Consider the following 19,502-nt stretch of genomic DNA (forward strand, 5'->3'; position numbering starts at 1 on the left):
ACGGCGGACCGACATTGAGGACAGTATCTTGGATGGAGTCTTAAAGGGCTTCTTTGTGGTGGGCGCGGTCATGCTGGTCGGCTACATCCTGGGCAAAACCAATGCCCTGGGCCCGCACGGCACAAAGGTGCTCTCCACCCTGACGTTCCTGGTGGGGCTGCCCAGCCTGATGTTCTCCCTGATCGCCTCGCGGCACATCTCCGACGTCCTCAGCACAACAGGCCTGATCTCGGTGGCCACAGCGGCAGCCATGATGGCCGTGTTCGCCATCATCGGCGCCATCGCCAGATGGGGCGTCCGCAGGACAACCATCGGAGCGCTGGCCACCGGCATCGTGAACTCCACCAACCTCGGCGTCCCGCTGTCGTCCTACGTGCTGGGCAGCGCCACCTACGTCACGCCCATCATGCTGTTCCAGCTCGCCGTCATCACCCCGATCGCCCTCACCATCCTGGACCTCAGCGATCCTGACGCGGAAAAGCCCTCCATCGGGCGCATCCTGGCCACGCCCTTCCGCAACCCCGTGACGGTGGCGGCCATCCTTGGAATCATCGTCAGCGCCGTCGGTATCCAGGTTCCCGAACTGATCCTGGATCCGCTGTCGCTGATCGCCCAGGTGACCGTCCCCCTCATGTTGATCATTTTCGGCATGTCGCTGCACGGCCTGTCGCCCCGCGGCCCCAACGGCGACGGTGCGCCAACCACGGTGGCCGTGATCCTCAAATCAGCCGTCCAGCCTGCCCTGGCGTGGGTGCTGGCCGTGTTCGTGTTCCGCCTGGATGCGTTCAGCACGTTCGTGGTCACCGCCTGCGCCATCCTCCCCACCGGCCAGAACGTGGTCCTGTACGCCGTCCGTTACCGGGTGGGGCAGAGCCTCGCGCAGTCGACGGCGGTGATCACCTCGGTTCTAGCGGTGCCCCTGCTGCTTGGCGCGGCCTGGCTGTTGAACTGAACCGCCTGGCCCAGAGCCGCCCGGCTGCAGCGGGCAGCCACCGGCACAGGGCCCAGTAGCCCACCCCCAGCACGAGGGACCCGACGACGGCCAGGACCGGGTTGACGGGAAGCAGCAGCGGGTAGACCAGCCAGTGGGTGAGGTAGATGTATAGCGACGCCGCGGCCAGCCAGCCGATGACCCGGCGCAGGAACGCGGGCACCGGCAGCGCCGGCACCCACACCAGCAGCAGGATTCCTGCGGCGACGGTGATATCCCGGACGCTGCTGCCAAAGAAGCCCGGCAGGGTCACCAGGGTGATGGCGGAGACAGTGATCCTGTGGAGGTGGGTGCGGGCCCGCGCGAGTGCCCAGCCGAGCGCGAAGATCCAGAAGACGGGCGGGGGTTTGGGCAGGCCGGGATCAACGATGTCGTACCGGCTCAGCAGCGCGATGGCCACCAGGCCCAGTGCGAAGGCAAAAGGCGCCCGGCGCTCCAGCCGGTCAACCCAGGGCACGGCCATGAGCGCTGCCACGGCCAGCAGGATGTACACCAGCAGTTCCACGAACCAGAAATGCCATTGCGTGGTCACCGCCTCGGGCCCCACCATCGCGTTGAGCAGGAAGATGTTGGCCACCGTGTAGTGGTCCGTGAGGAGGTAGGCCACGGCGATGAAGGCCGTGGAGGGCACCACTATCCGGGCAACACCGCGGAGCTGGCGGCGCAGCCGGGTTACCCGCTGGTCGGCCAGTTGGAACCGTGCGAAGTTGTAGCCGGCCACCGCGAAGAGCAGGTGCGCGGTCTGGAACATGATCAGCTCCACGTGCGTGGCCACGATGCATACGATGGCGACGGCCCGGAGCACAATCGAGGTCTCCAGGAAGGAGAAGGGGTTCCGCCGCCGGGGCTTCCGGCGGCGCTCCAATTCCCGCACCGGCAAGAGATGCCAGTCCGAGGGAAGCTGTCCCAGGACGCGTTCCAGCTGCACCGAGACCGCCACGTAGGACAGCGAGTCGCCGTCAAGGGAGACGAACGTGTCCTCGTCCCCCACAACGGGACATTCCAGGGCCTCGGCGAAAATGGTCCGGATGTCGTTTGGGCGGCCGGCGGGGGCTGGACCCGCCGGAGCGGCTTGGGCTGTTGCCGCGTGATCCGCAACGGCGGCGCTGGCAGCCGCGGGCTCCGGAGCGGCAAGGCCCAGGACCCCCGGGTAGTCCACCTTGCCGGTGGCCAGCCGCGGCAGGGCTTCCACGGCATGAATTACGACGGCGGCGCGGGGCAGCCCCAGCGTGCCGGCCAGGGTCTTGGCGAGGATTCCGCCGTCGTGCCCGCCTTCAACGGCCACCACCAGTCGGTCGTCCGTGCCGGCGGCGGCCGCAGTGATCCCCATGTCGCTCAAGATCCGTTCCACCTGCCCGAGGTCCACGCGCAGGCCCACAATCTTCACGAACCGGCTGCGCCGCCCCACCACCTCGTACAGCCCGTTCGGGTGCCGGCGGGCGAGGTCGCCGGTGCGCAGTTCGTGGACTTCCCGGCCCAGTGCGAGGTCCGCGGGGTGCTCGGCGTACCCGAGCATGACGTTGGGGCCGCTGTAGACCAGTTCCCCGTCTGCCAGGTCCTCAACCGGGTCGATGCGGAAGGATCCGCCGGGTACGGGGACGCCGATGGTTTCGGCATGGTCGGCGGCCAGGTCCGGCGGCAGGTAGGCCATCCGGGCGGTGGCTTCCGTTGCCCCGTACATCACAAAGAGGTCCCAGCCGCGGCGCTGCCCGGTTTCCGCCCAGGAGCGCACCTTCTCCGGTGCCAGCCGTCCGCCGGCCTGGGTGACGTAGCGCAGGTGCGGCAGGTCCGCGTCCGCGAAGCCGACCCGGTCCAGGAGGTCGAAGGTGTAGGGAACCGCCGCGAAGGAGGTGGCCTGCCGTTCCCGGAAGAGGTCCCAGAAGCAGGGGTCCACCACTGAGAGGTCCGTGAGCACCAGCCCTGCCCCGCGGATCAGGTGGCTGTTCACAACTGACAGGCCGTAGCAGTAATGCAGGGGCAGCGTGGTGGCGGCCCTGTCGTCCGGCCCAATGCCCAGGTACTCGGCGATGGCTTCGGCGTTGGCCGTGAGGTTGGTGTGGGAGAGGCGCACCAGTTTCGGCGAGCCCGTCGAGCCTGAGGTGCTGAGCAGCAGCGCCAGTTCCGGATGCAGGTGGTGCCGGGAGCCGTTGCGCCGCTCCTCGAGCACGGGCACCCCGTGGCCGTCGCCGGAGCGCAGCAGCACGTCCGGGTCGTAGGCGCCCATGAGGGACGCGAGGGCTTCCGGTTTGTCGGCCGGGGCCAGCAACAGGACGTGGCCGGCGGACAGGGCTGCGAGGTAGGCCACCAGCGAGTCCAGGTCGTTGCGCGCTGCCAGCACCACCAGCCGGCGTGCCGTTCCCAGGCGGGCGGCGGCGTCGTCGACGCGGGAGGCAAGCTCCCGGTAGGACAGGACGCCGTCCGCGGTGAGGACCGCCGGGCGGTCGCCGTGGCGGGCGAGGTCGGTGAAGGCGGCCCGGGCGAGGTCTGGTTGCGCGGTCAATGCGTCACCGGGGCGGTATGTGGGGACATCAAACTGGCCTAACTTAGCTGGACGGGCTCGGGCGACCGCTGCTGCAGGGAGCTGCCCGGGGGCGGGGAGGTGATGGCGTGGTCGCCCAGCAGCAGCGTGGGCGTGGTCCCTGCCGCTACGGTCACGGCCACCGCTGTTCCCACGGGGTGGCGGACGGTGTGGGGCTGCCAGGAGCGCACGGTGCGTCCCGAGGCCAGCCTGACGTAGTGGAGGACAAAGGCGCCGTGGTACTCGACGGCCGAGACGCGCGCCTGGGAATCGGGGTCCGGGCGCAGCGCCACCTCGTGCGGCCGCAGCACCACGTCCACGTCCGCCTCGCTGTTGGCCCAGCCCGGGACGGTGGAAACGACGCCGATCTCGCAGGTCAGCAGGGCGCGGTGCACATGGGCGGGGAGGAAGTCCGCATCGCCCATGAAGGAGGCCACAAATCGGGTGGCGGGCTGCTCGAAGACCTTCTCCGGGGTGTCCGCCTGTTCGATCACGCCGCCGCGCATCACCACCACCCGGGTGCCGACTGAGAGCGCCTCTGTCTGGTCGTGGGTGACGAGGACGCCGGTGGTGCCGGCCTCGCGCAGCGTTGCCACGGTGTCCCGGCGCACCTGCGCGCGCAGCGACTCGTCCAGGCTGGAGAACGGCTCATCCAGGAGGACGACGGCGGGGCGGGGCGCCAGGGCGCGGGCCAGTGCCACGCGCTGCTGTTCGCCGCCGGAAAGTTCGTGCGGGTACCGGCCCGCAAAGTGGGCAAGGCGCACCAGGTCCAGGACTTCCCCGGCCCGGGCTTTGCGCTCACCACGGCTCAGCCGGTCCAGCCCGAACTCCACGTTCTGGGCCACGGTCATGTGCGGAAACAGTGCGTAGTCCTGGAAGACGAGCCCCACCCGGCGCCGCTCGGGTTCAACGAAGCGGCGCTTGTCCGCCACGACGTCCCCGGCCACCCGGATGGTGCCCTTGTCCGGCCGTTCCAACCCTGCGGCGAGGCGGAGGGTGGTCGACTTGCCGCAGCCGGACGGCCCGATGACGGTCACCAGCTCGCCGGCCGGAACTGACAGTTCCAGCGTATCCACGCCCACGGCCGAGCCGTAGTCTTTGCTGACGCCTTCGAAGACGAGCGCTGCCGGCACACCCTCCGTGCCGGCAGGATGCTTTTCACGTGCCACACGAATGGTCATGCCGGGACCTTTCCAGGTGTTTCATTGCGGCGGGCTTGCCTGACGAGGACCAGGACGGGGAGGACGGCTGCCGCGACGATCACCAGTGCGGGCAGCGACGCCTTTTCCCAGAAGTTTTCGCGGGCAAGCTCGTAGACCCAGACGGACGCCGTGGTGAAGCCGAAGGGCCGGAGCAGCAACACGATGGGCAGTTCCTTGACGGCGTCGATTGCCACCAGCATCAACGCCACGGCAATCCCGGACCGTGCCAGGGGGACGTGCACCCGCGCCAGGATGCGCCGCGGGCTGGCGCCCAGGCTGAGTGCCGAGAAGGTGAGGGTTGCCGGGATTTTCGCGAAGCTGGCGTCCACGGCCTGGTAGGCGGGGGCGAGGAAACGGATCACGTAGGCGTAAAGGATGCCCAGGACCGAACCCGTGACCAACAGCCCGGTGCCGCCGGGAACGCCTGCAGCCTCAAGGGCATCATCCAGTGCCGCGAAGGAGATGAGGACGCCGATGCCCACCACAGCGCCCGGAACGGCGTATCCAAAGGTGGTCAGCTGCGCCGCGGAGGAGACGAACCTGCCCCCGCTGAGGCGGACACCGTGCCCTACTGCCACGGAGAGGAATACGCAGGCCGCAGCAGTGATTGCCGCGACCAAAAGGGTATTGACGATGTACTCGCCGAAGCGCGGATCCGCGAGGAAACCGGGGTTTTTGACGGCCCCGCCCACGGCCCATCCCAGCAGCTGGAGGACGGGGATCAGGAAGCCTGTGCTGACGGCAGCCGTGCACAGAGCGGCGGCAGCCCAGCCGCGGCCGCCGTGCAGAGTTGTCGGCTGCAGGCCCTGTCCCCTCCCGCCCTGCCGGTGATAGCGTGCCCGGCCGCGCAGAACCCGCTCCCCCGCCAGCACGGCGACGGCGAACAGCAGGACCAGGACGGCCAGCTGGGTTGCGGCGTGGAAGTTAAAGGTGCCCTTCCAGACCAGGTAGACACCCACGGAAACGGTCTGGACGTTGAAGTACTGCACCGTCGCGAAGTCGGTGAGCGTCTCCATCATCACCAGTGCCATGCCGGCGGCCAGCGACGGCCTGGCGAGCGGCAGCAGAACCCGCCGGAGTGCGCGTCCCCGCCCTGCACCGAGGGTCCGGGCTGCGTCGTACGTGCCGGATGCGTGCTCACTGAGCGCGGTGCGCGCCAGGAGGTAGACGTAGGGGTAGAGGGACAGCGACATCACCAGCACGGCGCCCGGCAGCGACCGGACGTCGGGGACCCAGACATCCGTACCCAGTACGGCACGCAGGGCGGACTGCACCGGCCCGGACACGTCGAAGACGGAGAGGAAGACGAAGCCCAGGATGTAGGCGGGTACGGCCAGGGGCAGGACCAGCAGCCAGGCGAAGACATTGCGCAGCGGAAAGCGGTAGGCGGTGACGAGCCAGGCCAGGCCGCCGCCCACCAGGAGGGAACCCGCTGCCACTCCCAGCATCAGGAGCAGGGTGGTGAGCACCATGCCGGAAAGTCCCCGCGGCGGCGCGGTGTCGCCCACGCTGCCCAGGCCATCAACAACCACGGCGAACACGGGGGTGGCAACCACCACGGCCACCAGGACCACGAGTGCGGACCACGCCGGGCGTCCGGCACCGGCCGTCCGGCGGGGACGGCGTTTCGGCGTCCCCGCTTCAGCGAGGACCGCCGTTTCGGTCACTTGTATCCGGCCTCGGCGAGCAGGTCCACGGCCCCGGCGTTGAGGTCGCCGTAGGCTTCGGCGTTCAGCGGCATCCGCTTGAAGTCGCCAAAGCCCGCAATCACCGGCTCGGGTTTCGCTGCCGGGTTGACCGGGAACTCGTGGTTCGCGTCGACGAAGGCGTTCTGGCCCGTGGTGGCGAGCCACTCGATGAGCCGCTGCGCGTCCCCGGCGTTGTCGGAGCCCTCCACCACGCCCGCACCGGAAATGTTGACGTGGGTGCCGGCGCCTTCCTGGCTGGCCCAGTAGAGGTCCACCTTGAAATCAGGTTTGTCCTCCAGCGTCCGCGCCAGGTAGTAATGGTTGTTGATGCCGACGTCGCAGGTTCCGGCGTCGATCGCCTCAAGCAGCAGGACGTCGTTGCTCATGATCTGAACGTCGTTGGCCACCCAGCCCTTAACAATCTCCAGGGCCTTCTCCCGGCCGTGCAGGTCGATCAGGCTGGCCACGAGGGACTGCGTGTAGGACGAGGTGGCGTCCCGCATGCACAGCCGCCCCTTCCACTTCGGATCCGCCAGCCCGGCGTAGGTGTCCGCCGCGTCGAAGTCAGCGGGATCCACGTTCTGGGGGTTGTAGGTGACGGTGCGCGCCCGCATGGCCAGCCCGAACCAGCGCCCCTGCGCGTCACGGAGGTCCTCCGGGACTGCTTCATTGAGGGCCGCAGAATCAATCGCGGCGAGCTCATCCTGGCGCGCCGCATTCCAAAGGTTGCCCGCGTCCACCGTCATAAACACGTCAGCCGGAGAGTCTTCCCCCTCGGCTTTCAGGCGCTCGAGAAGTTCCGCGTCGTCACCGGTGATGAACTCCACGGTGATGCCCGTTTCGTCCGTGAACTGCCCGAACGCACCCTCCAGGTCATAGTGGCGGGCTGAGTAGATCTGCAGGTCGGCAGGCTGTCCACCGATAATGCCGCAACCGGTCAGGGCTGATGCCAGTACTGTCAGGCCTGCGGCGGCAGCGAGTAAGCGTCGAGTGGGCACGTTGGGGCTCTTCTCAGGGGGCGGCTCCGGGACCGCACGGCAATTTGGCAAGGTAAGGCTATCTTAATTACTTGCCCGGCCCGTAACTATTAAGGGCCGTGACTGCCCAGCAGGCGCCGGTCGACGTCGGTTACTTCCGGGTACGCCGCCTGCGTGCCTTTCCGGGTGGTGGCCAGGGCGGCGGCCACGGAAGCGAACGCGGCAGCATCTGCGAGCGCATCCCCTGCGGCAAGACGCACGGCAACCGCGCCGGTGAAGGCATCTCCGGCCCCCGTGGTGTCCACTGCGTCCACCTTTGTGGGCTCGATCAAAGTCACCCGGGCGCCAGGCCCGGCCAGCGAGTCCAGCACTACGGAGCCCTGCGAACCCAGCGTCACCAGCACCTGCCGGATCCCCCGCTCCGCGAACCGCTCCCGCACGGCATCCCACTCTGCGGCGGTGGCCTCGGCGCCCGGCACGGACGCCCCACCGCCCAGGAACAGCGCAGCCTCGTGCGCGTTAACCAGCAGGACATCGGCGAGCCCGGCCAGGGCGGCGGGGACCTCGGCGTACGGCGAGAGGTTCAGCAGGACTGTCGCGCCGGCGTCGTGCCCTGCCTGTGCGGCTGCCACCACCGTTTCCATGGCGACTTCAAGGCAGAGGCTGACGACGGCGGCGCCCTCCAGGACGTCGTCTGCCTCGGCGACGTCGGCCGGGGAGAGGGTGCCGTTGGCGCCGGCCGAGATGATGATGTTGTTCTCGCCGTGCGAATCCACGGCGATGACCGCGACGCCCGTGGGTTCGCTGGACGTCCGGACGTGCCCCACGTCCACACCCGCCCCGGCAACCGAGGCGAGCAGCATGTCGCCGTTGGGGTCCTCCCCCACGGCACCGACGAGGCTGACCCGGCCGCCCAGCCGGCCCGCGGCGACGGCCTGGTTGGCGCTCTTGCCGCCCGGGTTCACGGCAAAGCCGTTGCCGTGAACCGTCTCGCCGGGCAGCGGGAGGCGTTCGCAGTAGATGGTCAGGTCCGCGTTCAGGGAGCCGACGACGACGATCCGGCCGGTCTTTCCGGCGCCGGTGGTTCCGCCGCTCATTCGGCCACCTCGGCCTCGACCGGCTTGGGGATCAGCAGCGAGGCGGCGAACGCCGCCACGGTCAGGGCCAGGCCCACCACCACAACGGTCAGGTAGGAGGCCTGCGCATCGCCGAGTGCAGACGTTGCCACCAGCACGGCGGGCAGGATGAGGAAGCTCAGGCCCGCGCCGAGGTTGAAGGCACCGGCGTTCATGCCGGGCAGGAAGCCGGGGTTGCCTGCGGGCGAGAGGACAACGCCGAGTCCATTGAGCATGATGTTGACCGTACCGGCGTACATGATGCCCAGCAAGACCGTGCCGGCGATCATCAGGGGCAGGCTGTTGAGACCAAGGAACGCGATGATGGCGAGCGCGGCAACACTCCCGAGGAGTCCGATGCGCAGCACTTTGGTGTAGCCGAGGACGGGTGCCAGCTTGCCGCTCAGCGGGCCGACCAGCCAGCCGAGCAGCGCGTACGGGGTGAGGATGATCAGCGACATCTCCGTGGGGCCGATGCCGAAGCCGGGCTCGGCGGCCTGGACGTAGGCGGGGACGATGCCGTTGATCACGGCGAAGATGCCCGTCATGGTGAGGGTGGTGGTGAGCAGCGGCGCCCAGGTGGCGCGCTGGCGCAGGTGCACCGTTTCAACCATCGGCTGGCTGGCCCGCTTTTCCGTCCGCCAGAAGGCGAGGAACGCGACGGCGGAGACGGCCACGAGTGCGAGGCTCAGTACGAGGGTTCCGGAGGAGAAGGCGCCCACCAGCTTGGAGCCTTCGTTAAGCGCTGTCAGCAGGGCGCCCACGGCCACCACGATGAAGAACACACCGCGCCAGTCCATGGTGGTGCCGGCCGCCGGCTTGCTTTCAGCGGCGAGGAAGGCGATCAGCGCGGTGGCCACAACAGCAAGGACCACCATGAGCCAGAAGATGCTGCGGAAGCCGTAGTGCTCCGCGAAGTAGCCGCCCACGAAGGAATCGACGCCGGCCACGCCGCCGTTCACGGCGGTGATGAGGCCCATCAGGGTGCCGTATTTACGGGGGTTGCTGACGGCGGAGCGCAGCATGATCAGGCAGAGCGGCACGGTAGGTCCGCTGACGCCCTGGATGATGCGGCCCACGAACAGCCAGGTCACATCCGGTGCCAGGGCTGCGATGACGGAGCCGGCGGCCATCAGCAGCATCATGCCCAGCAGGACCTTCTTGCGGCCGATGATGTCGCTCAGCCTCGGCAGGAACAGGGAGAACAGGGCGGCCGCGGTGAAGAACCAGGTCTGCGACAGCCCGATGACGGCCTGGTCCGTTTTAAGTTCTTCGCCCATGGTGACCAGGGCGGGGCTGAGCATGGAGGCGTTGAGCTGGAAGGCCACGCAGGCCGCCAGGAGGGCGATCATCAGCGCGGTGACATTGCCGCGGCCGGTCTTGGGTGCGGTGATCGTGGCAGTCATCTACTTGACCCCTCCGGCGGTGAGGGCCGCGCCTTCGCGGCTGTCGGCGTCGGACGGCTCGCCGATGCGGACCAGCGCATCGGTGACCAGGTCCCAGAACTTCGTGTGGTCCAGGTCCACCGCAACGCTGGTGTGGCAGTCAGCCGGGGCCGGGGCACGGAAGTCCGCCACGGTCATGCCCAGGGTCAAGGTGCCCTGCAGTTCGATGTTCACCGGCACCTTGCGGGTGCTGACGATGCTGGGATCGATGACGTAGGCCACGGCGCACGGATCATGCACGGGCGGGAAGTCAAAGCCCTGCGCGTCCTTATAGGTGTGGGCGAAGAAGTCCATCAGTTCCGTGACGAACTGTGCGGGTTTGGTGCCGATGGCCGCGATCTTTTCGACGACGTCCGGGGTGGCCAGCGCCTGGTGGGTCAGGTCGAGGCCCACCATCACCACGGGCCACTTTTCGTTGAAGACGATGTGGGCGGCCTCGGGATCGATGATGATGTTGAACTCGGCCACCGCGCTCCAGTTGCCCACGTGGTAGCCGCCGCCCATGAGGACAACTTCCTTGACGCGCTCCACGATGCGAGGTTCCTTGCGGGCGGCCAGGGCGATGTTGGTGAGGCCCGCGGTGGGAACCAGGGTGACGGTGCCCGGCTCGTGCGCCATCACGGTGTCGATGATGAGGTCGACGGCGTGGCGGGGGTCCAGCTCGATGGTGGACTCGGGGAGGGCCGGGCCGTCCATGCCGGACTCGCCGTGGATGTCCGGCGCGGTTTCGATGCTGCGGACCAGGGGGCGGCCGCAGCCGGCGGCGAAGGGGACGCCGGTGATGCCGGCGATGGTGCCGACGGCCAGGGCGTTGCGGGTGACCTTTTCCAGGGTCTGGTTGCCCACCACCGTGGTGACGGCCAGCAGGTCGATGGCGGGGTTGCCGTGCGCGAGCAGCAGCGCCACGGCATCGTCGTGCCCGGGGTCGCAGTCCAGGATGATTTTGGTGCGTCCGGCCTGGCTTGCGGGCTGGGGATTTGGTTCCACGATGGTTCTCCACGTCATTGGGGTCCTGCCTGGGGTGGCAGGAGGCTCAGCATTCCGGAGTGATCATGACACTGTTTCGGCGGTCACGTCAAACGCTTAACGCTCCCCACCCGCCCCCTCTCCTCGCAAGCTCGGACAGGGAACCCTGCGGGCGTGGGCCCACTTACGTCAAACGCTTGATGCCATGCGCTGCCTGAAAGTGTTGTGTTGCTACTACGATCGAGGTATGGAATCCGTGGAACAGGTGCAGCAGCCGGCGCGCCACCGGCGGATCACGGCCGCCATGGTTGCCGAGCGCGCCGGGGTCTCGGTGGCCACTGTGTCACTGGTGGCCAACGGCAAGACCGCAGGCCGCGTTTCCGAGGACAACATTTCCCGGGTGCGGGACGCCATTGCCGAGCTGGGCTACGTGGTGGACGGCATCGGCAGCTCCCTGGCCAGGGGCGTCAGTTCCATCGTGATCCTGGTGGCCCCGGACATTTCCAACCCGTTCTTCGCCAAGGTCATCGCCGGGGTCCGCGAATCGCTGGGCCCCAGCTACCAGCTGCTGCTGTCCGTCACGGACTCGGGGGAGTTTCCGAAGGCAGCCGACGTCCGCAAGCTGATGTCCCTGCGCCCGGCCGGGCTCCTGGTTGACGCCCCGAACGCCGACTTCCTCGAGGACCTGTCCGTGGCCGGGCCCCTGGTGCTGCTGGACGCACCCGGGATGGAGTCGTTCGCGCCGGCCGTGAACCTGGACGTAGCCTCTGGAGCGCGGGAACTGGCCGCGCATCTTGCGGGCGCCGGGCACCGGCGGGTGGCCTACCTGGACAGCGTTACCGGGACCACCACCTTCACCCTCCGCCGCGACGCCTTCCTGTCCGAGGCGGCAGCGCGCGGCATGGCGGTGGATTCCGCCGACGTGCGGAGCACAACCATCGACGTCGGCGCGGCAGCGGCCGCCTTCGCCCACGCCTGGCCGGACTGGCAGCGGAACGGAATCACCGCCGTCGTCTGCGCCACCGATACGCACGCCTACGGTGTGCTGCAGGAAGCGCGCGTGGCAGGGGTGAAAATCCCGGAGGAGCTGGCCGTGGCCGGCTTCGACGACCTTCCCTACTCCGCCACCAGCAGCCCCGGCCTCACCAGCGTGCACCTGCCCGCCACTCCCCTGGGCCTGAAGGCCGGTGAACAGCTGCGCCGGCTGATGGAGGGACGGGCGCTGGAGCCGACGGACCTGACGCTGGAAAGTTCCCTGGTGGTGCGGGGTTCAACGCTCGCGGGACGCTGAAGGTTACTGCCGCCGCCGTTCTGTCACAGCCCGGCCGTAAGCTGGGAGCATGCCGAGTCACTGGGAAAGCCTGGACGCGCCGCTGCGCGAATCCGTGCAGCACAACGTGGAGATTTACGAGCGCGTCCGCCCTGCCCTGAAGCTGGTCACGCGCGATGTCCTGCTGATCCTGCGGGACATGCTGAAGGACTCCGAAGTTACCCCGCTGTTCGTGACCGGCCGGACCAAAACCGTGGAATCGTTCAAGGAAAAGATTTCCCGGACGGAGGAACCGCTCGAGCCGGGCGGACCTCCGGTGCTGAAGTTCCCGGACCCGTTCCGCACCCTGAATGACATGGTGGGGATCCGCGTCATCACCAAACTGCCTGCGGAAAATGCCGCGGTGGCCAACATCATCAAGCGCCAGCGCCAACTGTTTGACTGCCGGGGGGACCGGGAGAAGGACATCGGCTCCATCGAGTCCGGCACCTACGGGTATTCCAGCCGCCACCTGATCCTGCGGACCATCCAGAACGAGGCGGTCAAGGAGTACCAGCAGGTCTTCAACCCGGACATCGCGCCCAACGGCAGCTACTTTTTTGAATGCCAGATCCGCACGATCTTCGCGCACGCCTGGAGCGAGATCGAGCACGACATCCGGTTCAAGGCGGAGGACCCAAGGGCCTGGACTCCGCATTTCGACCGCCAGTTCACGGCGACGGCGGCCATGCTGGAAACCGTGGAAACTGCGTTCGCCGACCTGCACGAACGCTACGAGGAAGTGCGCAGTTTCTGGGACACGGACGGCGAGGGGGCGGCGCCGTTGACCCCCAACCGGATCCGCGACGTGTGGCGCACCCTGCTGCCGCACGTGGACCGGAAGGTGGACGACGACTGGGGCTGGGCTGCCGAGCTCCTCGCCGCGCACGGCCTCAACCAGACCATGCAGCTGGCCGGGCTGCTCAGCGCCAACCGCATCACCGAGGTCCGCAAGGCGCTGGACCACCGCTACTCCCCCGGCCCGGACCGGCTGCTGGATGACCTGCTGCTGTGGCAGTACGGCACCAAGCATATCGACCTCACCGCAGAACCGGCCGACGCCGTCCCGCACCCGCGGCGGGACAGCCTCCTGCGGCGGCTCAAGCAGATTGAGCGGTACCGGCTGACGAAGAAGTAGGGGCGCCGCTAGGAAGATGTAGAGCGCGTGTCGAAGGCCGCGGCCGATTCCCGCAGGAGGCGGGCCACCGTGTCCACGGGCGTGCCGGCGGACCGCCGCCTGTCGAAGCGTCGGAGGACGATGCGCCGCGTACCCAGCCCGGGGACGTCCAGGACGTCAACCCCGTCCTGGACGACGCCCGTCAGTGCCAGGGTGGGCACGATGGCGGCGCCCTCACCCGCAGCCACCAGTGCCAGCGCGGTCAGCGTGTCCTGATACTGGTGCACGGTTTCCATCGGGACGCCCGTTGACTGGCGGAGCCGGCCGAGCACCGAGGCGTTGGCGGCTGACGGCTCGACGCCGAGCCACGGAAATGGCAGGCGGCCAAGGTCGATGTTCTCGGTGGTAAGGAGGGCGCCGGCGGGAACCACCAGTTTCCACGGCTCATCCAGCAGGGGCTCCTCGGTCATTCCGGCGGACAGCGAACGTTCGCCGGACGTCGTCGAATCGAGCTCCACCACCACGGCGTCCAGGGCACGCTGCCGGAGGAGCCGCATCAGGGCGGGGAAGTCGTCCTCAATCATCCGGATCTGCAATTGCGGGTACTGGATGCGCCACTCGGGCAGGCGCGGGATCACCACGGTCCGGACAAAGCTGGTGAATCCGCCGACGCGCACCACGCCGGCAATGGTGGCGCCGCCTTCGATCCGGGCGCGGGCGACGCTGAGGGCGCGTTCAATCTCTTCTCCGGCTTCGGCTATCGCCAGACCGGCGGGTGTCAGCACCGACCCTTTGGGTGTGCGCAGGACCAGCGAGTGCCCTGTCTCCTCCTCCAGTTTGTTGAGTTGCTGGGAGACCGCGGAGGCCGTGATTCCCAGCTCGTCAGCGGCGGCGAGCACGCCGCCGGTACGGGCAATCGCAAGGAGCACACGGAGCCGGCGCGGATCGATATCCATGTTAAGCAGTTCTAAACCATGTCTTCAGAGGAATGCAATTGATCTAAAGCTTGGGCCTACTCATAATTGCTGCTGAAGGGCTAGTTACGCCGGGTGATTATCGGCTGGGCATCAACTGTGAAGGGACATCATGGAACTGCTGTGGGAAATTGCGGGCTGGGCAGGCGCGGTTGCAATACTCAGCGCGTACCTCGCCGTATCCATGGGTTGGCTCAAAGCCGGCAAGGGCTTCCAGATTGCGAACCTCCTCGGTTCCTGCGCCTTTATCGTGAACGGTGCATTTCATGAGGCATGGCCGTCCGTGGTCACGAACATTGCGTGGTTCCTCATCTCAGCGGTAGCGCTGTTCCGCATGCGCTCCGGGGACGGGGCTGCGGCTACTGCGGGCGAAGCACCGCAGGCGCAGTTCCCTGGTGTACCGGAGACCGGCCAAATGGCCATCATTGAGGCGCCCCGCGCAGCGTAGCTTCACCTGCTCCCTAACGGCAGGCCGCTTAGTCCTGCCCCGCGGCAGCCAGCTTCTCGGATCGGTTAACTGACCGGCGGATACCAACTATTCGGACGGCGACTCCCACAAGGACGAGGCTGATTCCCAGCGTCATCAGAATCCAGACCGGCACCGTAGCGGCGTCGATATTCCGGTAGCACTCCGCCGCCAACCCGGTAGTCCGCATCTGCACGTCGGCTATTTCGGCCGCGGTGCTGTTCGGAAGCAGAGGACTGCCGCACAGCGGCCCCACCGTCTTCAGCCCGATAACGAAACTAAGGATGTGCAGGGCTAACCCGACAGCGACTGTCAGAAGCCAGCCGCGCCGCTGGCTAAGCTCCTGATTAATGTCCCTGGTCGCATCTCCCGGAGAATCTCGAACCTCCATACGTAGAGCTTAACGGGAGTCCCGCCTGCCGTGGTGGCGTCCTTGTTGAGGTTGACGCGCCCGTGTAGTGGGAAGGGCTACACGTACTGCGTTCATTTATGGATACCCCTAGGATGACCCTCATGACATCTGATGACGAAAAGGATCCTCCTGTACCCGCCGATCTGGTCGGGGCACCGAAGCGCATCCACCACGATCGGGTTGCGGGAGAGAATGACCGTTCCGACCGCACGTCCCCTGCGGAGGAGCCGAAGGACTGAAAAAAATACTCCTGGCTTTGTCGATCTGATGCCGGCCCGTTCGACGCGATAGTAGAAGGACGCATCAGGCGTTCTCAGTTAGAAGGAGAAGAACCGTGAAGTTCATGCTGATTATGCGCGCTACCGAAGAGGCAAAAAAGGCCTACGAAGCGGCGGACATTGAACAGATCATCAATGCCATGGGCGCCTACAACGAATCGCTCATGAAGGCGGGAGTGCTGCTCGCCGGTGAAGGGCTCGCCGACGATATGAGCGAGGCTTTCGTTGTTGATTTTTCAGGCGAGAACCCCATTGTCACCGACGGCCCCTACGGGGAGACCCATGAACTCTTCAATGGATTCTGGATCATCCAGACCGCCAGCAAGGAAGAAGCAGTGCAGTGGGCCAGCCGCTGCCCGCTGGGCCCGGGCAACAAACTCGAAGTCCGCCGCGTCACCGATATGAGCGACTTTGAAGACTTCTCGGACAACGAATTCCTCCAAAAGGAAGCCGGCTGGCGTGAGGAACTCAACCAGCCCTAGCCGCATGGCCGACGAGTCCTCAAACACCTCCACGCCGGCGATCCAGCGCACGCTGGACGCCGTGTGGCGGATCGAAAGCGCGCGGATCATCGCAACGCTTGCCAAGATGACCGGCGACGTCGGCCTGGCGGAAGATCTCGCCCAGGAAGCCCTGATCGACGCCCTCACGCAGTGGCCCGGGTCAGGCGTCCCGGATAACCCGGGCGCCTGGCTTACGGCCGTGGCAAAACGCAAGGCCATAGATAATTGGCGCCGCCGGGACCGGCTCGACGAACGCTACCGTGCAATCGCCCACGACCTCACGGAGATGACCGAGGACCAGTGGCAGCCCATCCCCGATGACGTGCTCAGGCTGGTCTTCATCGCCTGCCACCCGGTGCTCTCCCGTGAGGGGCAGGTCGCCCTGACCCTTCGCACCGTGGGCGGGCTGACCACCGGGGAGATTGCACGGATGCTGCTGGTTCCCGTCGCCACCGTCCAGCAGCGCATCGTACGGGCAAAGAAGACCCTGTCGGCCGCCCGTGTGCCCTTCGACACCCCTGAGCCGAACGAGTGGAACGCGCGGCTGGGCTCGGTGCTGGCGGTGCTGTACCTCATCTTCACCGAAGGCTATGCCGCCACAACGGGTCACCAGTGGATCCGGACCGACCTCGCCAACGAAGCGCTGCGCCTTGGGCGTGTGCTTGCCGGCCTGCTTCCGCAGGAGCCCGAAGTTCACGGCCTCGTCGCGCTGATGGAGTTCCAGGCATCCCGGTTCGCCGCGCGCGTCCGCCACGACGGTGCCCCGATCCTGCTCGCTGACCAGGACAGGTCACGCTGGGACAGAACCCAAATAGGACGTGGCCTGGCATCACTGGCACGTGCCGATGCGCTCGGCCGCGGAAGGGGCAACTACTGCCTTCAGGCGGCCATCGCGCAATGCCACGCGACCGCCCGCAGCTTCGAAGAAACCGACTGGAACAAAATAGTGCTGCTCTACGAGGCCCTGGGACGGCTGGCACCCAGCCCCATCGTCGAGCTGAACCACGCCGTAGCAGTGTCCATGGCCACCGGCCCTGCAGCCGCCTTGAAGATCGTGGACCGCCTCGTTGCCGGTGGCACCCTCCGCCACTCACACCTGCTGCCAAGCATCCGCGGAGAGCTGCTCTCCAAACTCGGAAGAACCGACGAAGCCAAAACCGAACTGCTGCAGGCTGCCGCACTCACTGCAAACGAACAACAAAAAGCGGTTCTCCTCGCCAAGGCAGCCGCCCTCTAATCATTCCAAGCGGACTTCGGGCCATGTTGGCTGCAATGGTGCAGTCCAGCGCTGAAGCTGAAAGTCCGGAAATCACCCCCTGCCGCAGCACAGCTGAACGGCAATGGTTCCAGGGCAAATGGCGGTGCACTTGCCGGGGTGGCGCCCGCTTCAGCGTTGGGATCGGCTGGTTTCACCTTCGTACTGCGGGGCAATGCTGAATGTGAAAAAGTGTGGACATGGCTGCACTCATCGAGGATTACGCGTTGCTTTCGGATCTTCAGACCGGTCCTCTCATCTCCCGGGAAGGGAGCGTGGACTGGCTTTGTTTCCCGCGCTTCGATTCACCGTCTGTGTTCAGCCGCCTTGTAGGTTCTGATGAACACGGTCACTGGCTGTTAGCCCCCAGCGATTCAGGTGCAACCGTTATCGACCGGCATTACGTCGAATCCACGTTTGTGCTGCAAACGGTCTGGGAATCTTCCGGCGGGCGCATCCTGGTGACGGATTTCATGCCCTTGGGAGACAGCAGTTCCTCCCTGGTCCGCCGTGTCACAGGTTTGGCCGGCAGCATGGAAATGCGGCAGGAACTCCGGATCCGGCCAGGATATTCCACCGTCCTGCCGTGGATGAGCCGTGTTATCGACAGTGGGCCGACGGCATCAATGGTTCTGTTGGCAATGGCAGGTCCGGATGCTTTCGCACTGAGAGGACCCCACCTGCCACAAGCGCATGCGCACGGACATGAAGGAACGTTCCTCATCTCCGAAGGCGAGACGGTGGATTTCGAACTAGCGTGGTTCCCTTCGCACCGCCCCGTGCCGGCCGCGACGGACGTTGACGCCGCCCTCGAAGTAGCTACCGAGTATTGGAGCCGGTGGGGAAGCCACTGCAGGCAAGACGGCGCCTATGGAGGCGCCGTTAAGCGGTCATTATTGGTACTTCGCGCCCTCACGCACATGGAAACCGGCGGCATCGTCGCAGCGCCCACCACGTCCCTTCCGGAGGACTTCGGTGGACCGCGGAATTGGGACTACCGGTACTGCTGGTTGCGCGACGCAGCCCTGACATTGGAGTCGATGCTGACCCACGGCTATGAAACAGAGGCCCTTCAGTGGCGCAACTGGCTCCTTCGCGCCCTCGCCGGTGACCCTGAGCAAATGCAGATCATGTACGGGGTCGGGGGCGAGCGGGAACTTCCGGAACGCGAACTTACCCATCTTCCTGGCTACGCCGACTCTAAGCCAGTGCGCATTGGCAACGCCGCCGTATCGCAGTTCCAAGCGGATGTTGTTGGTGAAGTAATGGTGGCCCTGGAGAGACTGCGTATGGCCGGAGGAAAAGAGGACCATTTCTCCTGGGCACTTCAGCAGGCACTCTTGGGCTCCGTCGAAAAGCATATCGATGACAGGGACTTCGGGCTCTGGGAGATGCGCGGCGAAGCACAATACTTCACCCACTCCCGGGTCATGATGTGGGCCGCCTTCAACAGCGCGGTCCGGGCGGTACGGCTGCACGGGCTGACCGGCGATGTTGACAAGTGGGAGCACCTTCGGGACCGGTTGCGTGAGGAGATCATGCGCGAGGGATTCAACAGGAGCACCGGCTCATTCACGCAAACCTACGGTGGAACTCAAACAGACGCGGCGTTACTGGTGATGCCCCAGGTCGGTTTTCTTCCGTACAACGACGAACACATGCTCGGCACGGTCGCACGGTTGGAGCAGGAACTCCTTACCGGCGACGGCCTTTTGCTCCGCTACCGGACAGAGAGCGGCGTTGATGGTCTGGAGCCGGGCGAACACCCTTTCCTCGCACGCTCATTCTGGTTGGTGGAACAATACGCGCGCACAGGTCGGCACGGCGAGGCAAAGACCTTGATGGACAAACTCGTGGGGCTCGCAAACGAGCTCGGCCTGCTGAGCGAAGAGTATGCAAGCGATGAAGGTCGGATGGCCGGCAACTTTCCCCAGGCATTCTCACACTTGACCCTGGTCAGGGCGGCCGACGCCATGCACGGGGTGGACCGGCTCAGCTTGGCTGTCGAAGAACCGGAGTGAACACGGTCTCCCCCAGCCCGCCCCTACCCCCGGTGAGCACAAGCAATTTTTCCCGGAAACGAGGCTTCGCCAAGGTTTTTGCAACCTGGTTTTCCAGCGTTTCTCCAACTCGCGTTCCTGAGAGTGGTTGTTACCACTCGTTCAAGCGGTGTACCGGTATTTGACGGCTCATCGAATCTTGCCGGTTTCAAGGCGCTGCCCAAAAACCCTCGATTGGGAGACTTACTACCGGCTAATTCGCGACGCTACGCCCTTTGCTCGCCAC

The 19,502-nt window shown here is 66.4% G+C and carries 17 protein-coding genes; 8 read left to right on the plus strand and 9 right to left on the minus strand.

The genetic code is table 11. The features are described 5' to 3' along the window. Positions 1-28: 28 nt before the first annotated feature. Entirely contained in the window at positions 29-952 is a 924-nt protein-coding gene (locus P2Q66_RS12040) for an AEC family transporter (protein WP_275728327.1), read from the plus strand. Here P2Q66_RS12040 and P2Q66_RS12045 read toward each other — a convergent pair. The 7 genes from P2Q66_RS12045 to P2Q66_RS12075 form a co-directional block, all read right to left on the minus strand. Continuing rightward, the gene (locus tag P2Q66_RS12045) at positions 897-3,491 is read right to left on the minus strand and encodes an AMP-binding protein (protein ID WP_275728328.1); all 2,595 of its coding nucleotides are present in this window, start codon (positions 3,489-3,491) and stop codon (positions 897-899) included. The genes P2Q66_RS12040 and P2Q66_RS12045 overlap by 56 nt on opposite strands. A 38-nt stretch (positions 3,492-3,529) precedes the next feature. After that, the gene (locus P2Q66_RS12050) at positions 3,530-4,690 is read right to left on the minus strand and encodes an ABC transporter ATP-binding protein (protein ID WP_275728329.1); all 1,161 of its coding nucleotides are present in this window, start codon (positions 4,688-4,690) and stop codon (positions 3,530-3,532) included. Next, positions 4,687-6,378: an iron ABC transporter permease gene (locus P2Q66_RS12055; protein ID WP_275728331.1), complete on the minus strand. Its 1,692-nt coding sequence runs from the start codon at positions 6,376-6,378 to the stop codon at positions 4,687-4,689. Before P2Q66_RS12055 ends, P2Q66_RS12050 begins: the two co-directional genes overlap by 4 nt. Further along, positions 6,375-7,397 (minus strand): extracellular solute-binding protein, encoded by a 1,023-nt coding sequence (locus P2Q66_RS12060; RefSeq protein ID WP_275728333.1) that lies wholly within the window; start codon positions 7,395-7,397, stop codon positions 6,375-6,377. Before P2Q66_RS12060 ends, P2Q66_RS12055 begins: the two co-directional genes overlap by 4 nt. Before the next feature lie 89 nt (positions 7,398-7,486). Further along, positions 7,487-8,473, minus strand: a complete 987-nt coding sequence (locus P2Q66_RS12065) for a ribokinase (RefSeq protein WP_275728336.1) — start codon at positions 8,471-8,473, stop codon at positions 7,487-7,489. After that, on the minus strand, positions 8,470-9,897 hold the full coding sequence (locus P2Q66_RS12070) for an MFS transporter (RefSeq protein ID WP_275728338.1): 1,428 nt from the start codon (positions 9,895-9,897) through the stop codon (positions 8,470-8,472). The genes P2Q66_RS12065 and P2Q66_RS12070 overlap by 4 nt, the downstream gene beginning before the upstream one ends. Then, a complete protein-coding gene (locus P2Q66_RS12075) occupies positions 9,898-10,941 on the minus strand; it encodes a nucleoside hydrolase (protein WP_275728340.1) in 1,044 nt (347 codons plus the stop codon). A gap of 208 nt (positions 10,942-11,149) precedes the next feature. On the opposite strand from P2Q66_RS12075, the gene P2Q66_RS12080 reads away from it, so the two are divergent. Beyond that, a complete protein-coding gene (locus P2Q66_RS12080) occupies positions 11,150-12,193 on the plus strand; it encodes a LacI family DNA-binding transcriptional regulator (RefSeq protein WP_275728343.1) in 1,044 nt (347 codons plus the stop codon). 49 nt (positions 12,194-12,242) lie between these two features. Continuing rightward, positions 12,243-13,349 carry a (p)ppGpp synthetase gene (locus P2Q66_RS12085; RefSeq protein ID WP_079596995.1) on the plus strand — a complete coding sequence of 369 codons (1,107 nt, stop codon included), beginning with the start codon at positions 12,243-12,245 and terminating at the stop codon, positions 13,347-13,349. Positions 13,350-13,357: 8 nt separating this feature from the next. On the opposite strand, the gene P2Q66_RS12090 is transcribed toward P2Q66_RS12085, so the two are convergent. Continuing rightward, positions 13,358-14,284, minus strand: coding sequence for a LysR family transcriptional regulator (locus P2Q66_RS12090; protein WP_275728347.1), 927 nt, complete (start codon positions 14,282-14,284; stop codon positions 13,358-13,360). A gap of 130 nt (positions 14,285-14,414) precedes the next feature. On the opposite strand from P2Q66_RS12090, the gene P2Q66_RS12095 reads away from it, so the two are divergent. Next, the gene (locus tag P2Q66_RS12095) at positions 14,415-14,750 is read left to right on the plus strand and encodes a hypothetical protein (RefSeq protein ID WP_275728349.1); all 336 of its coding nucleotides are present in this window, start codon (positions 14,415-14,417) and stop codon (positions 14,748-14,750) included. Positions 14,751-14,778: 28 nt separating this feature from the next. Here the strand turns inward: P2Q66_RS12095 and P2Q66_RS12100 are convergent, their stop codons facing one another. Beyond that, a complete protein-coding gene (locus tag P2Q66_RS12100) occupies positions 14,779-15,159 on the minus strand; it encodes a hypothetical protein (RefSeq protein WP_275728350.1) in 381 nt (126 codons plus the stop codon). Between the two features lie 122 nt (positions 15,160-15,281). On the opposite strand from P2Q66_RS12100, the gene P2Q66_RS12105 reads away from it, so the two are divergent. From P2Q66_RS12105 to P2Q66_RS12120, 4 genes are all read left to right on the plus strand, one after another. Further along, the gene (locus tag P2Q66_RS12105) at positions 15,282-15,419 is read left to right on the plus strand and encodes a hypothetical protein (protein ID WP_275728352.1); all 138 of its coding nucleotides are present in this window, start codon (positions 15,282-15,284) and stop codon (positions 15,417-15,419) included. 95 nt (positions 15,420-15,514) lie between these two features. Next, positions 15,515-15,940: a YciI family protein gene (locus tag P2Q66_RS12110; protein ID WP_275728354.1), complete on the plus strand. Its 426-nt coding sequence runs from the start codon at positions 15,515-15,517 to the stop codon at positions 15,938-15,940. A 4-nt stretch (positions 15,941-15,944) separates the two neighbouring features. Continuing rightward, positions 15,945-17,198: an RNA polymerase sigma factor gene (locus P2Q66_RS12115; RefSeq protein WP_275728368.1), complete on the plus strand. Its 1,254-nt coding sequence runs from the start codon at positions 15,945-15,947 to the stop codon at positions 17,196-17,198. Between the two features lie 218 nt (positions 17,199-17,416). Further along, positions 17,417-19,237 carry a glycoside hydrolase family 15 protein gene (locus P2Q66_RS12120; RefSeq protein ID WP_275728356.1) on the plus strand — a complete coding sequence of 607 codons (1,821 nt, stop codon included), beginning with the start codon at positions 17,417-17,419 and terminating at the stop codon, positions 19,235-19,237. The last annotated feature ends 265 nt before the right edge of the window (positions 19,238-19,502 follow it).

The organism is Arthrobacter sp. Cr_A7, from assembly GCF_029222765.1.
Classification (GTDB): domain Bacteria; phylum Actinomycetota; class Actinomycetes; order Actinomycetales; family Micrococcaceae; genus Arthrobacter.

Bases quoted from the DNA above. Each gene is read 5' to 3' on its own strand.
- P2Q66_RS12120 (WP_275728356.1), top strand. From the start codon at position 17,417: ATGGCTGCACTCATCGAGGATTACGCGTTGCTTTCGGATCTTCAGACC.
- P2Q66_RS12085 (WP_079596995.1), top strand. From the start codon at position 12,243: ATGCCGAGTCACTGGGAAAGCCTGGACGCGCCGCTGCGCGAATCCGTG.
- P2Q66_RS12050 (WP_275728329.1), bottom strand. From the start codon at position 4,690: ATGACCATTCGTGTGGCACGTGAAAAGCATCCTGCCGGCACGGAGGGT.
- P2Q66_RS12100 (WP_275728350.1), bottom strand. From the start codon at position 15,159: ATGGAGGTTCGAGATTCTCCGGGAGATGCGACCAGGGACATTAATCAG.
- P2Q66_RS12080 (WP_275728343.1), top strand. From the start codon at position 11,150: ATGGAATCCGTGGAACAGGTGCAGCAGCCGGCGCGCCACCGGCGGATC.
- P2Q66_RS12065 (WP_275728336.1), bottom strand. From the start codon at position 8,473: ATGAGCGGCGGAACCACCGGCGCCGGAAAGACCGGCCGGATCGTCGTC.
- P2Q66_RS12070 (WP_275728338.1), bottom strand. From the start codon at position 9,897: ATGACTGCCACGATCACCGCACCCAAGACCGGCCGCGGCAATGTCACC.
- P2Q66_RS12095 (WP_275728349.1), top strand. From the start codon at position 14,415: ATGGAACTGCTGTGGGAAATTGCGGGCTGGGCAGGCGCGGTTGCAATA.
- P2Q66_RS12105 (WP_275728352.1), top strand. From the start codon at position 15,282: ATGACATCTGATGACGAAAAGGATCCTCCTGTACCCGCCGATCTGGTC.
- P2Q66_RS12115 (WP_275728368.1), top strand. From the start codon at position 15,945: ATGGCCGACGAGTCCTCAAACACCTCCACGCCGGCGATCCAGCGCACG.
- P2Q66_RS12075 (WP_275728340.1), bottom strand. From the start codon at position 10,941: ATGACGTGGAGAACCATCGTGGAACCAAATCCCCAGCCCGCAAGCCAG.
- P2Q66_RS12090 (WP_275728347.1), bottom strand. From the start codon at position 14,284: ATGGATATCGATCCGCGCCGGCTCCGTGTGCTCCTTGCGATTGCCCGT.